This window comes from Streptomyces sp. NPDC007095 (genome assembly GCF_040634475.1).
Classification (GTDB): domain Bacteria; phylum Actinomycetota; class Actinomycetes; order Streptomycetales; family Streptomycetaceae; genus Streptomyces.
Window position 1 is genome coordinate 12636 of record NZ_JBEYFS010000164.1, and the last position, 15984, is coordinate 28619.

A 15984-nucleotide genomic window follows, 5' to 3' on the forward strand; every position below is an offset into this window, starting at 1 on the left:
GTCCGGCCCTCAGTGGACGGAGTGCTCCTCAAGAGGGAACGTTCCGCCGACGACGTCGTCCGCGAACGCGCGCGCCGCGTTGCCCATGACCTCGCGCAGATCGGCGTACTTCTTCACGAACTTCGGCACCCTGCCGCCGGTGAGGCCGAGCATGTCGGTCCACACCAGGACCTGCGCGTCGGTCTCCGGACCCGCGCCGATGCCGACGGTCGGGATGTGCAGGGTGCGCGTGACCTCGGCGGCGAGCTCCGCCGGGACCAGCTCCAGGACGACCGCGAACGCACCCGCGTCCTGGACCGCCTTGGCGTCGCGCAGCAGCTGCTGCGCGGCCTCCTCGCCGCGGCCCTGGACTCGGTAGCCCATGGAGTTCACGGACTGCGGGGTCAGGCCGATGTGCGCCATCACGGGGATGCCGGACTCCACGAGCAGCTCGATCTGGCGGTGCGAGCGCTCGCCGCCCTCCAGCTTCACCGCGCCGACCCCGGCCTCCTTGACCAGGCGGGTGGCGGAGCGCAGGGCCTGGACGGGGCCCTCCTGGTACGACCCGAAGGGCAGGTCGCCGACGATCAGGGCGCGGCTGGTACCGCGTACGACCGCGGCGGCCAGCATCGTCATCTCGTCGAGGGTGACGGGGACGGTCGTCTCGTACCCCAGGTGGCAGTTGCCCGCCGAGTCACCGACGAGCATGACCGGGATGCCGGCCTCGTCGAAGACGGACGCGGTCATCGCGTCGTAGGCGGTGAGCATCGGCCACTTCTCGCCGCGCTCCTTGGCTGTGGTGATGTCGCGGACCGTGATGCGGCGGGTGCTCTTGCCGCCGTACAGCGCCTTGCTGCTGTCGGTGGTCGCCCGCGCATCCTCTGCGGGCTGCTTCGGGGCAGCCGAAAGCTGCGTCATCGCAACGGCTCCTTCTGTCATCTCGAGGCGCCCTGCCGGCGTCCCCGGATCTCCTACATGGTGGCACCTCGTGCCACCGGGGGCCAGACCGGGGCGAGCGACGTACGTCTCGGTGGACCGTAGGCCCATCTCTTCGTAAGGTCTCTGTAAAGGATTTACGATACGAGACGGTCCCGTATCGAAAATCGCTAGGCTCGGCCCCATGACGACTCCCGCAGCCCACGTCGAACGGCGCGTGCCCGAAGCCGTGCACCGGCGCCGCTGGGCCATTCTCGGCGTGCTCATGCTCAGCCTGTTGATAGTGGTGCTGGACAACTCCATCCTCAACGTCGCGATCAAGACGATCTCGACGCCGCCGCCCACCGGGCTCGGCGCCACCCAGAGCGAGCTGGAGTGGGCCATCAACGCCTACACGCTCGTCTTCGCGGGGCTGCTCTTCACCGCGGGCCTCCTCGGCGACCGGCTCGGCCGAAAGAAGGTCCTGCTCGCCGGACTCGCCGTCTTCGGCACAGGGTCCGCGCTGGCCGCGGAGGCCGGCTCGCCCGTCCAGCTCATCGTCTTCCGCGCGCTGATGGGCTTCGGCGCCGCCTTCGTGATGCCCGCCACCCTCGCCGTCCTCATGAACGTCTTCGAGCGCGAGGAGCAGCCCAAGGCCATCGGCATCTGGGCCGGCGGCGTCGGCATCGCCATCGCCATCGGCCCGATCACCGGCGGCGTGCTCCTCGCACACTTCTGGTGGGGCTCGGTCTTCCTGATCAACGTGCCGATCGTGCTGCTCGCGCTCGGCCTGATGTTCTGGCTGGTCCCGGACTCCCGCGACCCGAACCCCGGCCGCGTCGACATCGTCGGTGTCGTCCTGTCCGTCATAGGGCTCGTCCTGCTCGTCTACGGCATCATCAAGGGCGGCCAGCTCGCCTCCTTCACCGACGCTGCGGTCCTCGCGACCATCGGCGCCGGAATCGCCGTCATCGCCTGCTTCGTCATCTACGAGAAGCGCAGCGACCATCCGTCCATCGACATCACCTACTTCAAGAACAAGGTCTTCTCGGCCGCCATCGCCGCCATCGCGCTCGTCTTCTTCGCAATGATGGGCGTGACCTTCTTCTCCGTCTTCTACACCCAGAGCGTGCGGGGCTACTCGCCGTTGAAGACCGGTGTGCTGCTGCTGCCGCTCGCCGCGGCCCAGCTCTTCTTCGCACCGCGCGCCCGCCTCGTCGTCGACCGCTTCGGCAACCGGGCCACGTGCACGGCGGGCCTGCTGCTGCTCGGAGCGATGCTCGGCGCCTTCGCGACCCTGGACGCGGACACGCCGATCTGGCTCCTGGAGGTCATCTTCTTCCTCATGGGCACCGGCATGGCGCACATCATGACCCCGACCAGCGTCGTCATCATGCAGGCCCTGCCGCGCGAGAAGGCGGGCTCCGCCTCCGCCCTGAGCAACGTCTTCCGTCAGGTCGGCGGCGCCCTCGGCATCGCGGTCCTCGGCTCGGTCCTCTCCTCGGCCTACCGCAACGGCATCGAGGACAAGCTCACCCTCCTGCCGGCCGGCCTGCGGCACACCGCCGGCGAGTCCATCGAGGCCACTCTCGGCGTCGCCGCCAAGCTCGGCCCCCGGGGCGACGCCCTCGTCACCCCGGCCAACGACGCCTTCCTGCACGCCATGCACGTCACCGCCCTGTGCGGTGCGGGCATCGCGCTGGTCGGCGCCGTGATCGTGGCCCTGTTCCTGCCGGGCCGCGGTTCGACCCCGCAACAGGGCAAGGAGGAGACGGAGTTGGTGGCCGCCGAGCACTGACAGGGCGCGGCAGGGAGAATTGCGCCAGTACCACCGAGGAAGGGAGCGACACGTGAGCCTCGCGGACAGCCCAGCCAGGCAAGAGGGGTCCCCCCGGGGGCGCCCCCGCAGCGAGGCCGTGGAGCGCTCCATCATCGAGGGCGCGATAAAGCTGCTGGAGGACGGCGTTCCCCTCGCGGAGATCTCCATCGAACGCCTGGCCAGGACCGCGGGCGTCGGCAAGGCGACCATCTACCGCCGTTGGAGCGGCAAGGAGGAACTCTTCGTCGACGTCATGCGCGCCACCGAGCCCCCGGATGCCGAACTCCCCGGCACCTCGATGCGCGACGACCTGATAGCCCTTCTGGAGCCGCTGCGCCAGCGGGGCCTGGCCAGCCGCTCCTCGGCGCTCCTGCACAACGTCTACGCCCAGATCAAGTCCAGCCCCAAGATCTGGGACGCGTACCAGGCGATCGTCATCGAACCGCGGCGCCTGACCACCTTCGAGGTCCTGCGCCGCGGCCAGCGGGACGGCGAACTCCGCGACGACGTGGACATCGAGGTCATGAACGACCTCTTCGTCGGCCCCATGCTGGTACGCGCCGTCATGCGTCCGGACGCCGAACTCCCCGAGGACCTGGCCGAACAGATCGTCGACACGGTACTCGCGGGACTGCGTCCCGCCAGGCCCTAGTTCATCCTCTCGTTCACTCTCTCGGCCGATGCGCCGAATGTGCGCGTTTCGTCACAGAGGCCGCGCTCCGCCCCGTATTCGGAACTCCGAACACCGAGTTGTTCGTCCTCGTGCCCGTACGGCCGTCCCCGGACGGCGAGATCGACGCCGATCATCCCCTAGGGTCGTAGCCGAGGGGCTGACGGTGTGCACGGCAGGTTGTGAGGCGACGGTATGGCGCAGGCGTACGTGACGGAGACGGGCAGCGACGGCTCGGGGCCCGAGCGTCGAGGTCCCCGGCTTCGGCGCCTGCTGGACAAGCTCCGGCGCTCGCTTGGCTCCTGGCGCGGCGACCGCGGCATCTGGCGCCGCGGACTGATCCTGGCCGCGCTCGCCCTGATCCTCGCCCTGGTGATGCTGCTGCACGCGCAGATCCCCAACAGGATCGGCAACCTCGGCAGTCTCACCGAGACGTTCCTGCCGTGGCTCGGCATCCTCGTCCCCGTCCTGCTGGTCCTCGGCCTCGTGCGGAAGTCCGCGGCCGCCCTGATCGCCGTCCTGCTGCCCGCGATCGTCTGGCTGAACCTGTTCGGCGGACTGCTCACCGACCGGACCGGCGCAGGCGGCGACCTGACCGTCGCCACGCACAACGTCAACGCGGAGAACCCGGACCCTTCCGGTACCGCCCGTGACGTGGCCGCGTCCGGCGCCGACGTGGTGGCCCTGGAGGAGCTGAAGGCCACGGCGGTCCCCACGTACGAGAAGGCGCTCGCCCCGACGTACAGGTACCACTCCGTGGAGGGCACCGTCGGGCTGTGGAGCAAGTACCCGATGACCGGAGCCGAGCCCGTCGACATCAAGCTCGGCTGGACGCGCGCGATGCGCGCCACGGTGACGACCCCGAACGGCCAGGTCGCGGTGTACGTCGCCCATCTGCCCTCGGTCCGGGTGAAGCTGCAGGCCGGGTTCACCGCCCGCCAGCGTGACCGGAGCGCCGACGCGCTCGGCGAGGCGATCGCCGCCGAGCCGCTGCAGAAGGTCATCCTGCTCGGCGACCTCAACGGCACGATGAACGACCGCGCGCTGAACGCCGTCACCTCGCAGATGCGCTCCACCCAGGGTGCGGCGGGCAGCGGCTTCGGGTTCAGCTGGCCCGCGTCGTTCCCGATGGCCCGGATCGACCAGATCATGGTCAGGGGCATCGAGCCGGTGACCTCGTGGACCCTGCCCGAGACCGGCAGCGACCACCTCCCGGTCGCCGCCCGCGTCAAGCTCGCGGCAACCGGATCTTAATCTCCTGGAATACTGGGCCTGCGAGACTTTGTTCCATAGCTGAACTTACGGAGCCCGTGCACACCGGTGTGCACGGGCGCGTCCGTGCGCGCAGGTACCCAGGCCACTGGGACACCGGTGTGCACGGACCCGGGCTCGTCCCCGCCCGTCCTCTTCTCGTCAGTGCACTCCGCTCCTCTGAAAGGCCCCTCATGCCACTGGCCCTGCTCGCCCTAGCCGTGGGCGCCTTCGGCATCGGTACCACCGAGTTCGTGATGATGGGCCTGCTGCCCGACGTCGCGGACGACCTCCACATATCCATCCCCAGTGCCGGACACCTCGTCTCGGCCTACGCCCTCGGCGTGGTGATCGGCGCCCCGCTGCTCGCCGCGGCCACCGCCCGGATGTCCCGCCGCAAGGTCCTCATCGCCCTGATGGGGCTCTTCGTGGCCGGCAACGCGCTCTCCGCCTTCGCCCCCGACTATCACTGGCTGCTCGCCGCCCGCTTCGTCAGCGGTCTGCCGCACGGCGCCTTCTTCGGCGTCGGCGCCGTCGTCGCCACCAACCTCGCCGCCCCCGAGCGCAAGGCGCGCTCCGTCTCGCTGATGTTCCTCGGCCTGACCGTCGCGAACATCGCGGGCGTCCCCGTCGCCACCTTCATCGGCCAGCACTTCGGCTGGCGCGCCACCTTCCTCGGCGTGAGCGCGATCGGCCTGGCGGCGATAGCCTCGCTCGCGTTCCTCATCCCGCGCGACCACACGCACGCCCCCACGGGCGGCCTGCGCGGCGAGCTGGCGGCCCTGCGTTCGCTCCCCGTGTGGCTGGCGCTCGGTACGACGGTCGCGGGCTTCGGCGCCCTCTTCTCCGCGTACAGCTACATCACGCCGATGCTGACGGACTCCGCCGGGTACGCCGACTCCAGCGTCACGCTGCTGCTCGCGCTGTTCGGCGTCGGAGCGACGGCCGGCAACCTCGTGGGCGGCCGCCTCGCGGACCACTCCCTGCGCGGCACTCTCTTCGGCGGACTCGTCTCGCTGGTCACGGTCCTCGCCCTGTTCCCCGTCCTGATGAGCGCCCAGTGGAGTGCGGCCGTCGCGGTCACCCTGCTCGGTACCGCCGCCTTCATCACCGGCTCGCCCCTCCAGCTGATGGTCATGGAGAAGGCCTCCGCGGCGCCGTCCCTGGCGTCCTCCGCCAACCAGGCCGCGTTCAACCTCGCGAACGCCGGCGGTGCGTGGATCGGCGGCATCGCGCTGGCCGCGGGCTTCGGTACGACGTCGCCCGCGCTGGCGGGGGCTCTGCTCGCCGTCCTCGGCCTCGCGGTCGCCGCGACGGCGTACGCCGTGGACCGCCGCCGCGCCGAGGTCCCCGCCCCCACGCCGGGCCGCCTGGTCGCGACCCACGTGCCCCTGCACCCGGAACACGCCCATCACTGACACAAGGAGCCGCGCCCAAGGGGCGCGGGGAACTGCGCGCCGGCCCCCACAGGCCCGCAGCCGACCCGGGGGGTCTGGGGGCGGAGCCCCCGGGTACGGGATGGGACGGGCAGGGGCGGCGGGGGCGAAAAAACTCACCCCCGCCCCCCACGGCGTCACGCGTGCTCGCGCCACCGATTGGTGATCGGAAGCCGCCGGTCCTTCCCGAACCCCTTGGCGGAGATCTTCGTGCCCGGCGGATACTGCCGGCGCTTGTACTCCGCCGTGTCCACCATCCGCAGCGTCTTCACCACCAGCTCCCGATCGAACCCCGCCGCGACGATCCCGTCCGCCCCCTCGTCCCGGTCCACATACCGCTCGAGGATCGCGTCCAGCACGGGATAGTCGGGGAGGGAGTCCGTGTCGACCTGGTCGGGACGGAGCTCAGCGCTCGGCGGCTTGGTGATCGAGTTCTCGGGGATCGGCGGGGTCTGCCCCCGCTCGGCCGCCGACCGGTTCCGCCACTCCGCCAGCCGGAAGACCGACGTCTTGTACACGTCCTTGATGGGCCCGTACGCGCCCACGGAGTCGCCGTACAGCGTCGAATACCCCACCGCCAGCTCGGACTTGTTCCCTGGCGCCAGCACGATGTGCCCCTCCTGGTTGGAGATGGCCATCAGCGTGGTGCCCCGCAGGCGCGACTGGAGGTTCTCCTCGGCCAGTCCGGTCAGCCCCAGCGACGACATATACGCGTCGAACATCGGCTCGATCGGTACCGTCCGGAAGTTCAGCCCCGTCCGCCGCGCCAGCTCCGCCGCGTCCCCCTTGGAGTGGTCCGAGGAGTACTTCGACGGCATCGAGACCCCGTACACGTTCTGCGCGCCCAGCGCGTCGCACGCGATCGCCGCGACCAGCGCCGAGTCGATGCCGCCGGACAGTCCGATCAGCACGGACCGGAACCCGTTCTTCGCGACATACGCCCGCAGTCCGACGACCAGTGCCGAGTAGACCTCCTCGTCGGCGTCGAGCCGCTCCGCGTACCCGCCGGCGAGCTCCGTCTCGTACGACGGCAACGGCTCCTGCGACAGCACCAGCCGCTCGATGCGCAGCCCGTCGTCCACCACACCCGTCACCGGCTCGGCGGCGCCCGCCGGCAGGTCCAGGTCCAGTACGACACACCCCTCCGCGAACTGCGGCGCCCGCGCGACGACCTCCCCGTCCCGGTCGACCACGATGGAGTCGCCGTCGAAGACCAGCTCGTCCTGCCCGCCGATCATGGCGAGGTAGGCGGTGGTGCAGCCGGCCTCCTGGGCCCGCTTGCGCACCAGTTCGAGCCGGGTGTCGTCCTTGTCGCGCTCGTACGGCGAGGCGTTGATGGACAGCAGCAGCCCGGCCCCGGCGGACCGGGCCGCGGGCACGCGTCCGCCGTCCTGCCAGAGGTCCTCGCAGATGGCGAGGGCCACGTCGACCCCGTGCACCCGCACGACCGGCATGGTGTCGCCGGGTACGAAGTAGCGGAACTCGTCGAACACGCCGTAGTTCGGGAGGTGGTGCTTGGCGAAGGTCAGCGCCACCCGGCCCCCGTACAGCACGGCGGCGGCGTTCTGCGGGGCGCCGGCCGGCTGCCCGTACTTCGGCTGGGCGGTCTCGGACCGGTCGAGGTAGCCGACGATCACCGGCAGCTCCCCGAAGCCCTCGTCGGCCAGCCGGCCGGCCAGCGCGCGCAGCGCCGCGCGGGAGGCCTCGACGAAGGACGACCGCAGGGCCAGGTCCTCGACGGGATACCCGGTCAGCACCATCTCGGGGAACGCCACCAGATGCGCTCCCTGCTCGGCGGAGTGCCGGGTCCAGCGGACGATCGCCTCGGCGTTGGTGGCGAGATCGCCGACGGTCGAGTCGATCTGATTCAGGGCGAGGCGTAGTTGAGGCACGGGCCCAGTGTAATCGTCAGAGCGACACAATGGGGTGTGGGGCGCCCCACGTGGAGACGCCCGGCCGCCGGCGCGCCGACGCGGGAACAGGGCCGCCTGTCCCCACCGCTGCAGGCTCCTCGTCGTCATGCCCGGGCTGCTTACCACCATGGGGTATCCGGCATCGCCGGCCGCACGCCCGGAAAGCCCGGAAACGCGGACGCCCGCCCCTCGACGAGGGGCGGGCGCAGCGGAGATGCGACGGAGGACCGTCAGTGACCGTGGTCGGAGCGGTACGACTCGATGTAGCCCGAGGTGGGCGTGCCCACACCGGTGACGTCGTCGTAGCCGCGTACGGCCTTCAGGGAGCTGTCCTTGCCGAGGCTGCGGACGGAGGTGAGCAGACCGCCCGACGCGTCGAAGGAGTTGGCGAAGTCCACGCGCGCCACGGCGAGTTCGGAGCCCGTGGGGGTGTCCGTCACGTCGTGGTACGCCTTGGAGCCGTACTTCGCGTAGATCGACGGGTTGGCGAAACCGATCGCCTTGCCGCCGCGCGCCTCCTGGGCCAGGGCCTGGACGGCCGCGATCACCGGCGCGGCGAGCGAGGTGCCGCCGATCCGGTACTCGCTGTACTGCTGGGACCCGTCCGGGAAGGTCTGCGTCTGGCCGACCTTGAAACCGGTGTTGGGGTCGGCGACCGCCGCGATGTCCGGCACGGTGCGCATGGCCGTCGTGCCGTTGGCCTTGGCGAGCGCGCCGGGCACGACACCCTTCTGGTAGAAGGGCTGCGCCACGGTCTTGCTGGTGCCGCCGCCCGCGCCCGAGGTGAACGCGCCCGGGAAGCCGGTCCAGCTCTTGCCGTCGGCCGCGAGGGCGGCCTTCTCGGTGCCCCAGCCGGTCTCGAACTGGTACGTGTCACCCTTGCCGACCGCCAGCGAGGTACCGCCGACCGCCGTCACCCACGCCGAGTTGGCCGGGGTGTCGACCTGCTTCGTGCCGGTGTTGGCGACCTCGTCACCGTTGTCACCGGAGGAGAAGTAGAAGCCGATGCCCTCGACCGCGCCGAACTGGAAGGTCTGGTCGTAGGCGGCCGCGAGGTCCGGCGTCTGGTTGGCCTCGATGTCGCCCCACGAGTTGGAGACGATGTCGGCCAGGTGGTTGTCGACGATCTTGTTCAACGAGTCGAGCAGATCGTTGTCGAGGCAGGACGCGGCACCCACGTACGTGATGTTCGCGTCCGGCGCGACGGCGTGCACGGCCTCGACGTCGAGGGTCTCCTCGCCGTACCAGCCCGCCGCTCCGCACCCCTCGGTCTGCGTGTAGGTGCCGGGCAGCACCTGACGCAGCTGGCTGCTGCTGTACGCCGAGTCACCGTGCTTCTTGGCGTACGTGGCCGCGTCGAACGCGATGGTCGGCGAGGCGTACGCGTCGGTGATGGCGACCCGCACACCCTTGCCGGTGCGCTTGCCCGCGCCGTAGGCGGCGCGCAGCTGCTTGCCGGTGTAGCCCTGGATCGCGTACGGGATCTTCGTGCCGTACGCGTCCGGCAGGGTGCTCGCGATGTTCGAGCCGAAGTACGAGGAGAACGGCCCGGAGTTCTTGAACACCGCGTCCGGGGGCGGCAGCGTGTCGTCGTGCGTCGCCTTGTGCGGGGCGTTGTCCAGGCCGGTGACGGTCAGGACGGCGCCGTTGAGGGCGGCCGGCGCGGAGGCCGTCTTCGACGGCGCCCGGTAGGTCTTGTTGCCCTTGGCGTAGTTGTGGAGCTGGGTGCCGAACGCCTTCTCGGCGGCGGCCACGTCACCGGTGACGGAGACGTAGTGCTGCGTGGTGCCGGTGACCTTCAGGCCCGCCGACTTCAGCCACGAGGTCACCGCGGCGACCTGCGCCTTGGTGGCACCGAAGCGGGCCTGCGTCTGCTTGGCGCTGAGGTACTTGCCGTACGAGGCCGAGTTCGGGTCGGACACGGCCTTGGCGTACGCGGCCAGACCGGAGGCGTTCCGGCCGGCGAAGTAGACCCGGGCGGAGACCTGGGAGTTGTCGGACGAGGCCCCCTTGTCCGCCTTCGCCGTGGCCCACGCGGGCTTGGTGCCCGCGAGGGTGTCCCGGCTGGGACCGTCCGCGGCGTTGGCCGTGGGTATACCGAGCGCCAGCGCGCCGGCGAGCAGCGGCAGTGTCGCTGCCATGCTCACCCCGGCGCGCATGGTGGCGCGATTGGATCTCATAAAACCCCCTGCGATGCGGTTCGTCGCATGTGTGGTCGTTCGTGATGCGCGAAACCGTGTGCCGGAACCGAGGGCACGCGGAATGGATCACGCTGGGGGTCACTCTGGCGATGAACCGTTCATGCCAGGGGAATGAGAAGGCCAAGGAAACACCAAGTGGCCGCGATTGAAGGGTGTTTGGGACGGTATGACGTCACCCTCACCCCGGATGTAGGGATATCCCTCGTTTTCTTGTAAAGGGGTTCCCGGCTTCCGTAAGCGTATTGCGACATCGGCAGGTTCGTGGTTCGTCCCGGCGACGGTAAGCGCTTCGCGGCCCGGGGCGCGCGGGGGCTTTGAAGCAACTGGAGTTCGAAGAGTTCCACCGGCGTGGCAGGGGCGTCCGCCCGGGCCCTCGCCAAGGTCTTTGCCAGGGTCCTCGCCGCCTGGCCCAGGGTGCGGCTGCGCCCGCCCCGCGCGCGTCGATCGTGCGGACGGCGCTCAACACCGGTGCTCACACCGGCGCTCAACACCCGTGTCCCGGAGTGGCGTCGGCGCGACCGCGACGATCAGGACGACCCGGCGGATGCCGGGCCGGGCGGCGTCGACCCGGCGCCGCCGACCGTGCTCCGCGGACTGCTGCGGCGCCGGCGGGAGGTGGTCGCCCTGCGGGTCTTCCTCGACCTCGGCACCGCGACCATCGTGAGGGCTCTCGGGATCGCCCGCGAGGACCGTCACCGCCCGTCCACCCAGGCCCTAGTCGCGGGCCTTCGCGCCTCGTTCCTTGAGCATGTCCGCCATCAGCTGGATCTCCGACTGCTGCGCGTCGACCATGCCCTGGGCGAGCTTCTTCTCCACGCCGACCGTGCACTTCGCGACGCAGCCCTCAGCCATGTGGATGCCGCCCTTGTGGTGGTCGGTCATCAACTGCAGGTAGAAGACCTCCGCCTGCTTGCCGCTCAGCGTGTTCAGCTTCTTCATCTCGGTGTTGGTCGCCATGCCGGGCATCAGCGCGCCGTCCTTGCCGGACGCCATGTCGCCCATGCCCATCCACGTCATGGGCGCGTCCGCCGACACCTTCGGCAGCTCCCACAGGTCGAGCCAGCCCAGCAGCATGCCGCGCTGATTGGCCTGCGTCTGCGCGATGTCGTACGCGAGCCGTCGTACCTCCACGTTGTCCGTACGGTCGCGCACGATGTACGACATCTCGACGGCCTGCTGGTGATGGACCGCCATGTCCCGCGCGAATCCCGCGTCCGCCGAGCCGGCCGACGGCACCTTCGTCCCCGAGGACCCCGAGCCGTCGCTCTCGGCGACCGCGTACGTGATCGCCCCGGCGGCCACCAGTACCGCCGCCGTGGTTCCCGCGATCCAGCCCACCTGGCGCATCTGGCTCACTGCGACAGGCCGTTGGTGCAGGCGGCGCCCGGCTCGGGCGTCTGCTTGCCCTGCACGAACTCCGCGAAGAACTTGTCGACGTTCGGGTCGCTCGCGCTCGTCACCGTGCGCTGCTTGCCCCACGCGCTCAGCATGATCGGGTCCTTCTGGTCCTCGACGGGGCTCATCAGGGTGTACGGCGTCTTCTTGACCTTCGCTTCGAGCGCCTTCACGTCGGCGCCGGAGGCCTTGCTGTTGTACGTCACCCACACCGCGCCGTGCTCCAGCGAGTGCACGGCGTTCATGTTGTTGATCGCCTTGCTGTAGACGTCGCCGTTGCAGTTCATCCACACCGGGTTGTGGTTGCCGCCGACCGGGGGCTCCATCGGGTACTTCACGGTCTTGGTGACGTGGTTGCGGGACAGCGTCCCCGACCAGGTCTCCACGCCGTCCTTGCCCGTGACGAAGTGCCCCGAGCCGCCCTTCGAGTCGCTCGCCGAAGTGCCGCCGCCGTCGGACTGCGACTTGACCAGGACGACACCGCCGACGACGAGACCGGCGACTATGACCGTGCTGGCCGTGATCGTGAGGATCCGGTTACGACGCTCCCGGGCACGCTCGGCCTTGCGCATCTCTTCTATGCGCGCCTTGCGCTGCGCGGAGGTGGTGTTCTTGGCGGAACCCATGGCGAGTCCTTATGGGGATGGGACGGTCGGGTCCGCTGATCGTAATGGGGCGAGGGTGCTCAGTACGAAGGGAGGGCACAGAATGTCCAAAGGAGACACCCTGTGGCGCAGCTCCGCAAAGGTGGGACGCGGCCCTGTCCGGTTGCTCCGTACGGATAATTTGAGCGGTAGATGCGTATTAACTACGCTGGCGGCATGAGGCTGCTGCGCTCCACCGACCTGGCCCTGCGCGTCCTGATGCGGCTCGCCGTCGCCGACGGGTCGACCCCCACCACCCGCGAGGTCGCCGCGGACATGGACGTCCCCTACACCCATGCCGCGAAGGTCGTCGCCGAGCTCCAGCACCTCGGACTGCTCGCGGCCCGCCGCGGCCGCGGCGGTGGCCTCGGCCTCACCGAAGCGGGGCGTACGGCTTCGGTCGGCGCGATCGTCCGCACCTTCGAGGGCGACGGTGACGTGGTCGACTGCGAAGGGACCACGCCTTGCCCGCTCCGCGCCGGCTGCCGGCTGCGGAGCGCGCTGCGGCGGGCTCAGGAGGCGTTCTTCGCCTCGCTGGACCCGCTGACGGTGGCGGACGTGGTCGCCGCGCCTACGGGGCCGCTGCTGCTGGGGATCTCCGGCAGGCCGACCTCGGCTCTGACATCCGATGACGGATGACACCTGACGAAATCTGTCATCTGTCATCTGTCATCTGTCATCTGCTATCTGTCATCCGCCATCTGATGTCTGATACCTGTTACCTGAAGTCCGCCGCCTGCTATCTGCCGCCTGCCGTCAGGTATCCGTCATCCGTCAACCGCCTCAGCCCTGCGCGAGCCACAAGTCGGGCCCGAACACCTCGTAGTGAATGTCGGCCGGAGCCACCCCCTTGTCGACGAGCTGCCCCCGCACCGCCCGCATGAAGGGCAGCGGCCCGCACAGGTACGCGCGCGTGCCCGGCGCGACGGCCACGGAGGAGAGGTCCGCGCGCCCGGTGCGGCCGGCACCCTCGGCGTCCTGCTCGTACCAGAAGTGGACGGCGGCGTCCGCGAGCTTCGCCGCGTACGCCTCGTGGTCGGCGCGCAACGCGTGGTCGGCGGGGGAGCGGTCGGCGTGGACGACCGTGACCGGGGCGCGGTGTCCGGTGAGCGCGAGCTGTTCCAGCATGGCGATCATCGGGGTGACGCCGATGCCGGCGGAGGCGAGCAGCACCGGCGCGTCCGTGTCGTCGAGCACCAGATCCCCGTACGGCGCGGACAGCTCGATCGTGCTGCCGACGTGCACACGCGTGTGGAGGTGGTTGGACACCTCGCCGTCGGGGCCCGAGGCCTCACCGTGCACCCGCTTGACGCCGATCTGCCGTACGGGGGAGCCGGGGGCGCTGGAGAGGCTGTACTGGCGTATCTGGTGGGCGCCGTCAGGCAGCTCGACGCGTACGGACACGTACTGGCCCGCCCGGAAGTCCGGCAGCGGCCCCCCGTCGGCCGGGCGCAGTCGGAAGGTGGCGACGTCGGCGGTCTCCTCGACGCGCTCCACGACCTCCCAGACCCGCCACCCACCCCTCCCGTCGCCGTGCTGCGCGTACAGCCGCCGCTCGATGGTGATGAGGGCGTTCGCCATCAGCCAGTAGACCTCGTCCCAGGCGGCCGTGACCTCGGGTGTGACCGCGTCGCCGAGGACCTCGGCGATCGCCGCGAAGAGGTGCTCGCGCACGGTCGCGTACTGCTCGGGGGCGATCCCCAGGGAGGCGTGTTTGTGTGCGATGCGGTTCAGCAGCACGTCGGGGCGCTCGTCCGGCCGCTCGACGAGGTGGGTGGCGAAGGCGGCGATGGATCCCGCGAGGGCCCGGCGCTGGGTGCCGGAGGCCTGATTGCCGCGGTTGAAGAGGTCGCGGAGCAGTTCCGGGTGGGCGGCGAAGAGCCTGTCGTAGAAGCGGTCGGCGATCTCGCCGATGGCCGCGCCGACGGCGGGGAGGGTGCCGCGCACCGTGGCGGCGGACTGCTCGGACAGCATGGGGACTCCTCAAATGCCTGGGTCGGAAGGGGGATTGCGGTCCCCGTGGCTGCCCCGCACAGTAATAAAAGTTGCATCTAAGATGCAAATTAAAGCTCCCGGGGAGAGAGTCTGAGGGTCGGCCATTACGGACAGGCGGATGAGCAGGCAGTATGGGCACCAGAGCAGGACACCTCCCGTACGCGAGGCGTTCAGACCGCGGTCGCCCGGGCGATCATGGTCCGCAACGCGCATGAAATGGTGTTGTGGTGGGATGCTCAGGTGCCCCGACCGTCCCCGAGGCGTGGGAGCAGGCGACCTGACCAGCAAGGATGGGTGGAAGCGGAAGATGGACAAGCAGCAGGAGTTCGTGCTCCGGACACTGGAGGAGCGGGACATCCGGTTCGTTCGGCTGTGGTTCACGGACGTGCTGGGCTTCCTCAAGTCGGTGGCCGTGGCTCCGGCCGAGCTGGAGCAGGCCTTCGACGAGGGCATCGGCTTCGACGGCTCGGCCATCGAGGGCTTCGCCCGTGTGTACGAGTCCGACATGATCGCCAAGCCGGACCCGTCGACGTTCCAGGTGCTGCCGTGGCGCGCGGAGGCCCCCGGTACCGCCCGCATGTTCTGCGACATCCTGATGCCGGACGGCTCCCCGTCCTTCGCGGACCCGCGCTACGTCCTCAAGCGCGCCCTCGCGAAGACCTCCGACCTGGGCTTCACCTTCTACACCCACCCGGAGATCGAGTTCTTCCTGTTGAAGGACCGCCCGCTGGACGGCTCGCGCCCGACCCCGGCCGACAACTCCGGCTACTTCGACCACACCCCGCAGAACGTCGGCATGGACTTCCGCCGCCAGGCGATCACCATGCTGGAGTCGATGGGCATCTCGGTCGAGTTCTCCCACCACGAGGGCGCCCCCGGCCAGCAGGAGATCGACCTGCGCTACGCCGACGCGCTCTCCACGGCCGACAACATCATGACGTTCCGCCTGGTCATGAAGCAGGTCGCGCTGGAGCAGGGCGTCCAGGCGACGTTCATGCCCAAGCCCTTCTCCGAGCACCCCGGCTCCGGCATGCACACGCACCTGTCCCTCTTCGAGGGCGACCGCAACGCGTTCTACGAGTCGGGTTCGGAGTACCAGCTGTCGAAGGTCGGTCGCTCCTTCATCGCGGGCCTGCTGAAGCACGCTGCGGAGATCTCCGCCGTCACCAACCAGTGGGTCAACTCCTACAAGCGCATCTGGGGCGGCTCGGAGCGCACCGCCGGCGCCGGCGGCGAGGCCCCCTCGTACATCTGCTGGGGCCACAACAACCGCTCCGCCCTCGTCCGCGTCCCGATGTACAAGCCCGGCAAGACCGGCTCCGCACGCGTCGAGGTCCGCTCCCTCGACTCGGGCGCGAACCCGTACCTGGCCTACGCCCTGCTCCTGGCCGCAGGCCTGAAGGGCATCGAAGAGGGCTACGAGCTCCCGCCCGGCGCCGACGACGACGTCTGGGCCCTCTCCGACGCCGAGCGCCGCGCGATGGGCATCGAGCCCCTGCCCCAGAACCTCGGCGAGGCCCTCACCCTCATGCAGCGCAGCGAACTCGTCGCCGAGACCCTCGGCGAACACGTCTTCGACTTCTTCCTGCGCAACAAGAAGTCGGAGTGGGAGGAGTACCGCTCCGAGGTCACCGCCTTCGAGCTCCGCAAGAACCTGCCGGTGCTGTAGACGCAGGTCAGCGATCCAGCGCACCTTCGGTGCGCGCCGGGGGCGTGGTAAATCCCGTGGCGTGCGCCGGGGGTGCTTCTGTCTGCCCTGACGTGGG

The 15984-nt window shown here is 69.9% G+C and carries 13 protein-coding genes; 6 read left to right on the top strand and 7 right to left on the bottom strand.

Going from position 1 to position 15984, the window contains the following annotated elements; translation table 11 throughout:
- Window positions 1-9: 9 nt before the first annotated feature.
- Window positions 10-897, bottom strand: coding sequence for a 3-methyl-2-oxobutanoate hydroxymethyltransferase (gene panB / locus ABZ656_RS40160; protein WP_101405512.1), 888 nt, complete (start codon window positions 895-897; stop codon window positions 10-12).
- A gap of 202 nt (window positions 898-1099) precedes the next feature.
- Between panB and ABZ656_RS40165 the strand changes: the two genes are divergently transcribed.
- From ABZ656_RS40165 to ABZ656_RS40180, 4 genes are all read left to right on the top strand, one after another.
- Entirely contained in the window at window positions 1100-2692 is a 1593-nt protein-coding gene (locus tag ABZ656_RS40165) for an MFS transporter (RefSeq protein ID WP_101405513.1), read from the top strand.
- A gap of 52 nt (window positions 2693-2744) precedes the next feature.
- The gene (locus tag ABZ656_RS40170; RefSeq protein ID WP_101405514.1) at window positions 2745-3365 is read left to right on the top strand and encodes a TetR/AcrR family transcriptional regulator; all 621 of its coding nucleotides are present in this window, start codon (window positions 2745-2747) and stop codon (window positions 3363-3365) included.
- A 213-nt stretch (window positions 3366-3578) separates the two neighbouring features.
- Window positions 3579-4637: an endonuclease/exonuclease/phosphatase family protein gene (locus ABZ656_RS40175; RefSeq protein ID WP_360275078.1), complete on the top strand. Its 1059-nt coding sequence runs from the start codon at window positions 3579-3581 to the stop codon at window positions 4635-4637.
- Window positions 4638-4828: 191 nt separating this feature from the next.
- Entirely contained in the window at window positions 4829-6052 is a 1224-nt protein-coding gene (locus ABZ656_RS40180) for an MFS transporter (protein ID WP_360275081.1), read from the top strand.
- Window positions 6053-6207: 155 nt separating this feature from the next.
- Here ABZ656_RS40180 and ABZ656_RS40185 read toward each other — a convergent pair whose 3' ends face one another.
- The 5 genes from ABZ656_RS40185 to ABZ656_RS40205 all read right to left on the bottom strand — a co-directional run bounded on the left by ABZ656_RS40185 (window position 6208) and on the right by ABZ656_RS40205 (window position 12205).
- Entirely contained in the window at window positions 6208-7962 is a 1755-nt protein-coding gene (locus tag ABZ656_RS40185; protein ID WP_180362542.1) for an NAD+ synthase, read from the bottom strand.
- Window positions 7963-8213: 251 nt separating this feature from the next.
- A complete protein-coding gene (locus ABZ656_RS40190) occupies window positions 8214-10163 on the bottom strand; it encodes a S53 family peptidase (protein WP_360275085.1) in 1950 nt (649 codons plus the stop codon).
- Window positions 10164-10643: 480 nt separating this feature from the next.
- Window positions 10644-10880 carry a hypothetical protein gene (locus ABZ656_RS40195; RefSeq protein WP_360275088.1) on the bottom strand — a complete coding sequence of 79 codons (237 nt, stop codon included), beginning with the start codon at window positions 10878-10880 and terminating at the stop codon, window positions 10644-10646.
- An 18-nt stretch (window positions 10881-10898) separates the two neighbouring features.
- Window positions 10899-11531 (bottom strand): DUF305 domain-containing protein, encoded by a 633-nt coding sequence (locus ABZ656_RS40200; protein WP_101408182.1) that lies wholly within the window; start codon window positions 11529-11531, stop codon window positions 10899-10901.
- A gap of 5 nt (window positions 11532-11536) precedes the next feature.
- A complete protein-coding gene (locus tag ABZ656_RS40205; RefSeq protein ID WP_360275091.1) occupies window positions 11537-12205 on the bottom strand; it encodes a DUF3105 domain-containing protein in 669 nt (222 codons plus the stop codon).
- Between the two features lie 195 nt (window positions 12206-12400).
- On the opposite strand from ABZ656_RS40205, the gene ABZ656_RS40210 reads away from it, so the two are divergent.
- Window positions 12401-12862 (top strand): Rrf2 family transcriptional regulator, encoded by a 462-nt coding sequence (locus ABZ656_RS40210; RefSeq protein ID WP_101405521.1) that lies wholly within the window; start codon window positions 12401-12403, stop codon window positions 12860-12862.
- Between the two features lie 144 nt (window positions 12863-13006).
- On the opposite strand, the gene ABZ656_RS40215 is transcribed toward ABZ656_RS40210, so the two are convergent.
- Window positions 13007-14197 carry a globin domain-containing protein gene (locus ABZ656_RS40215; RefSeq protein ID WP_360275095.1) on the bottom strand — a complete coding sequence of 397 codons (1191 nt, stop codon included), beginning with the start codon at window positions 14195-14197 and terminating at the stop codon, window positions 13007-13009.
- 328 nt (window positions 14198-14525) lie between these two features.
- Here ABZ656_RS40215 and glnA point away from each other — a divergent pair, with 328 nt between their 5' ends.
- A complete protein-coding gene (gene glnA, locus ABZ656_RS40220; RefSeq protein WP_101405523.1) occupies window positions 14526-15887 on the top strand; it encodes a type I glutamate--ammonia ligase in 1362 nt (453 codons plus the stop codon).
- Window positions 15888-15984 lie beyond the last annotated feature (97 nt).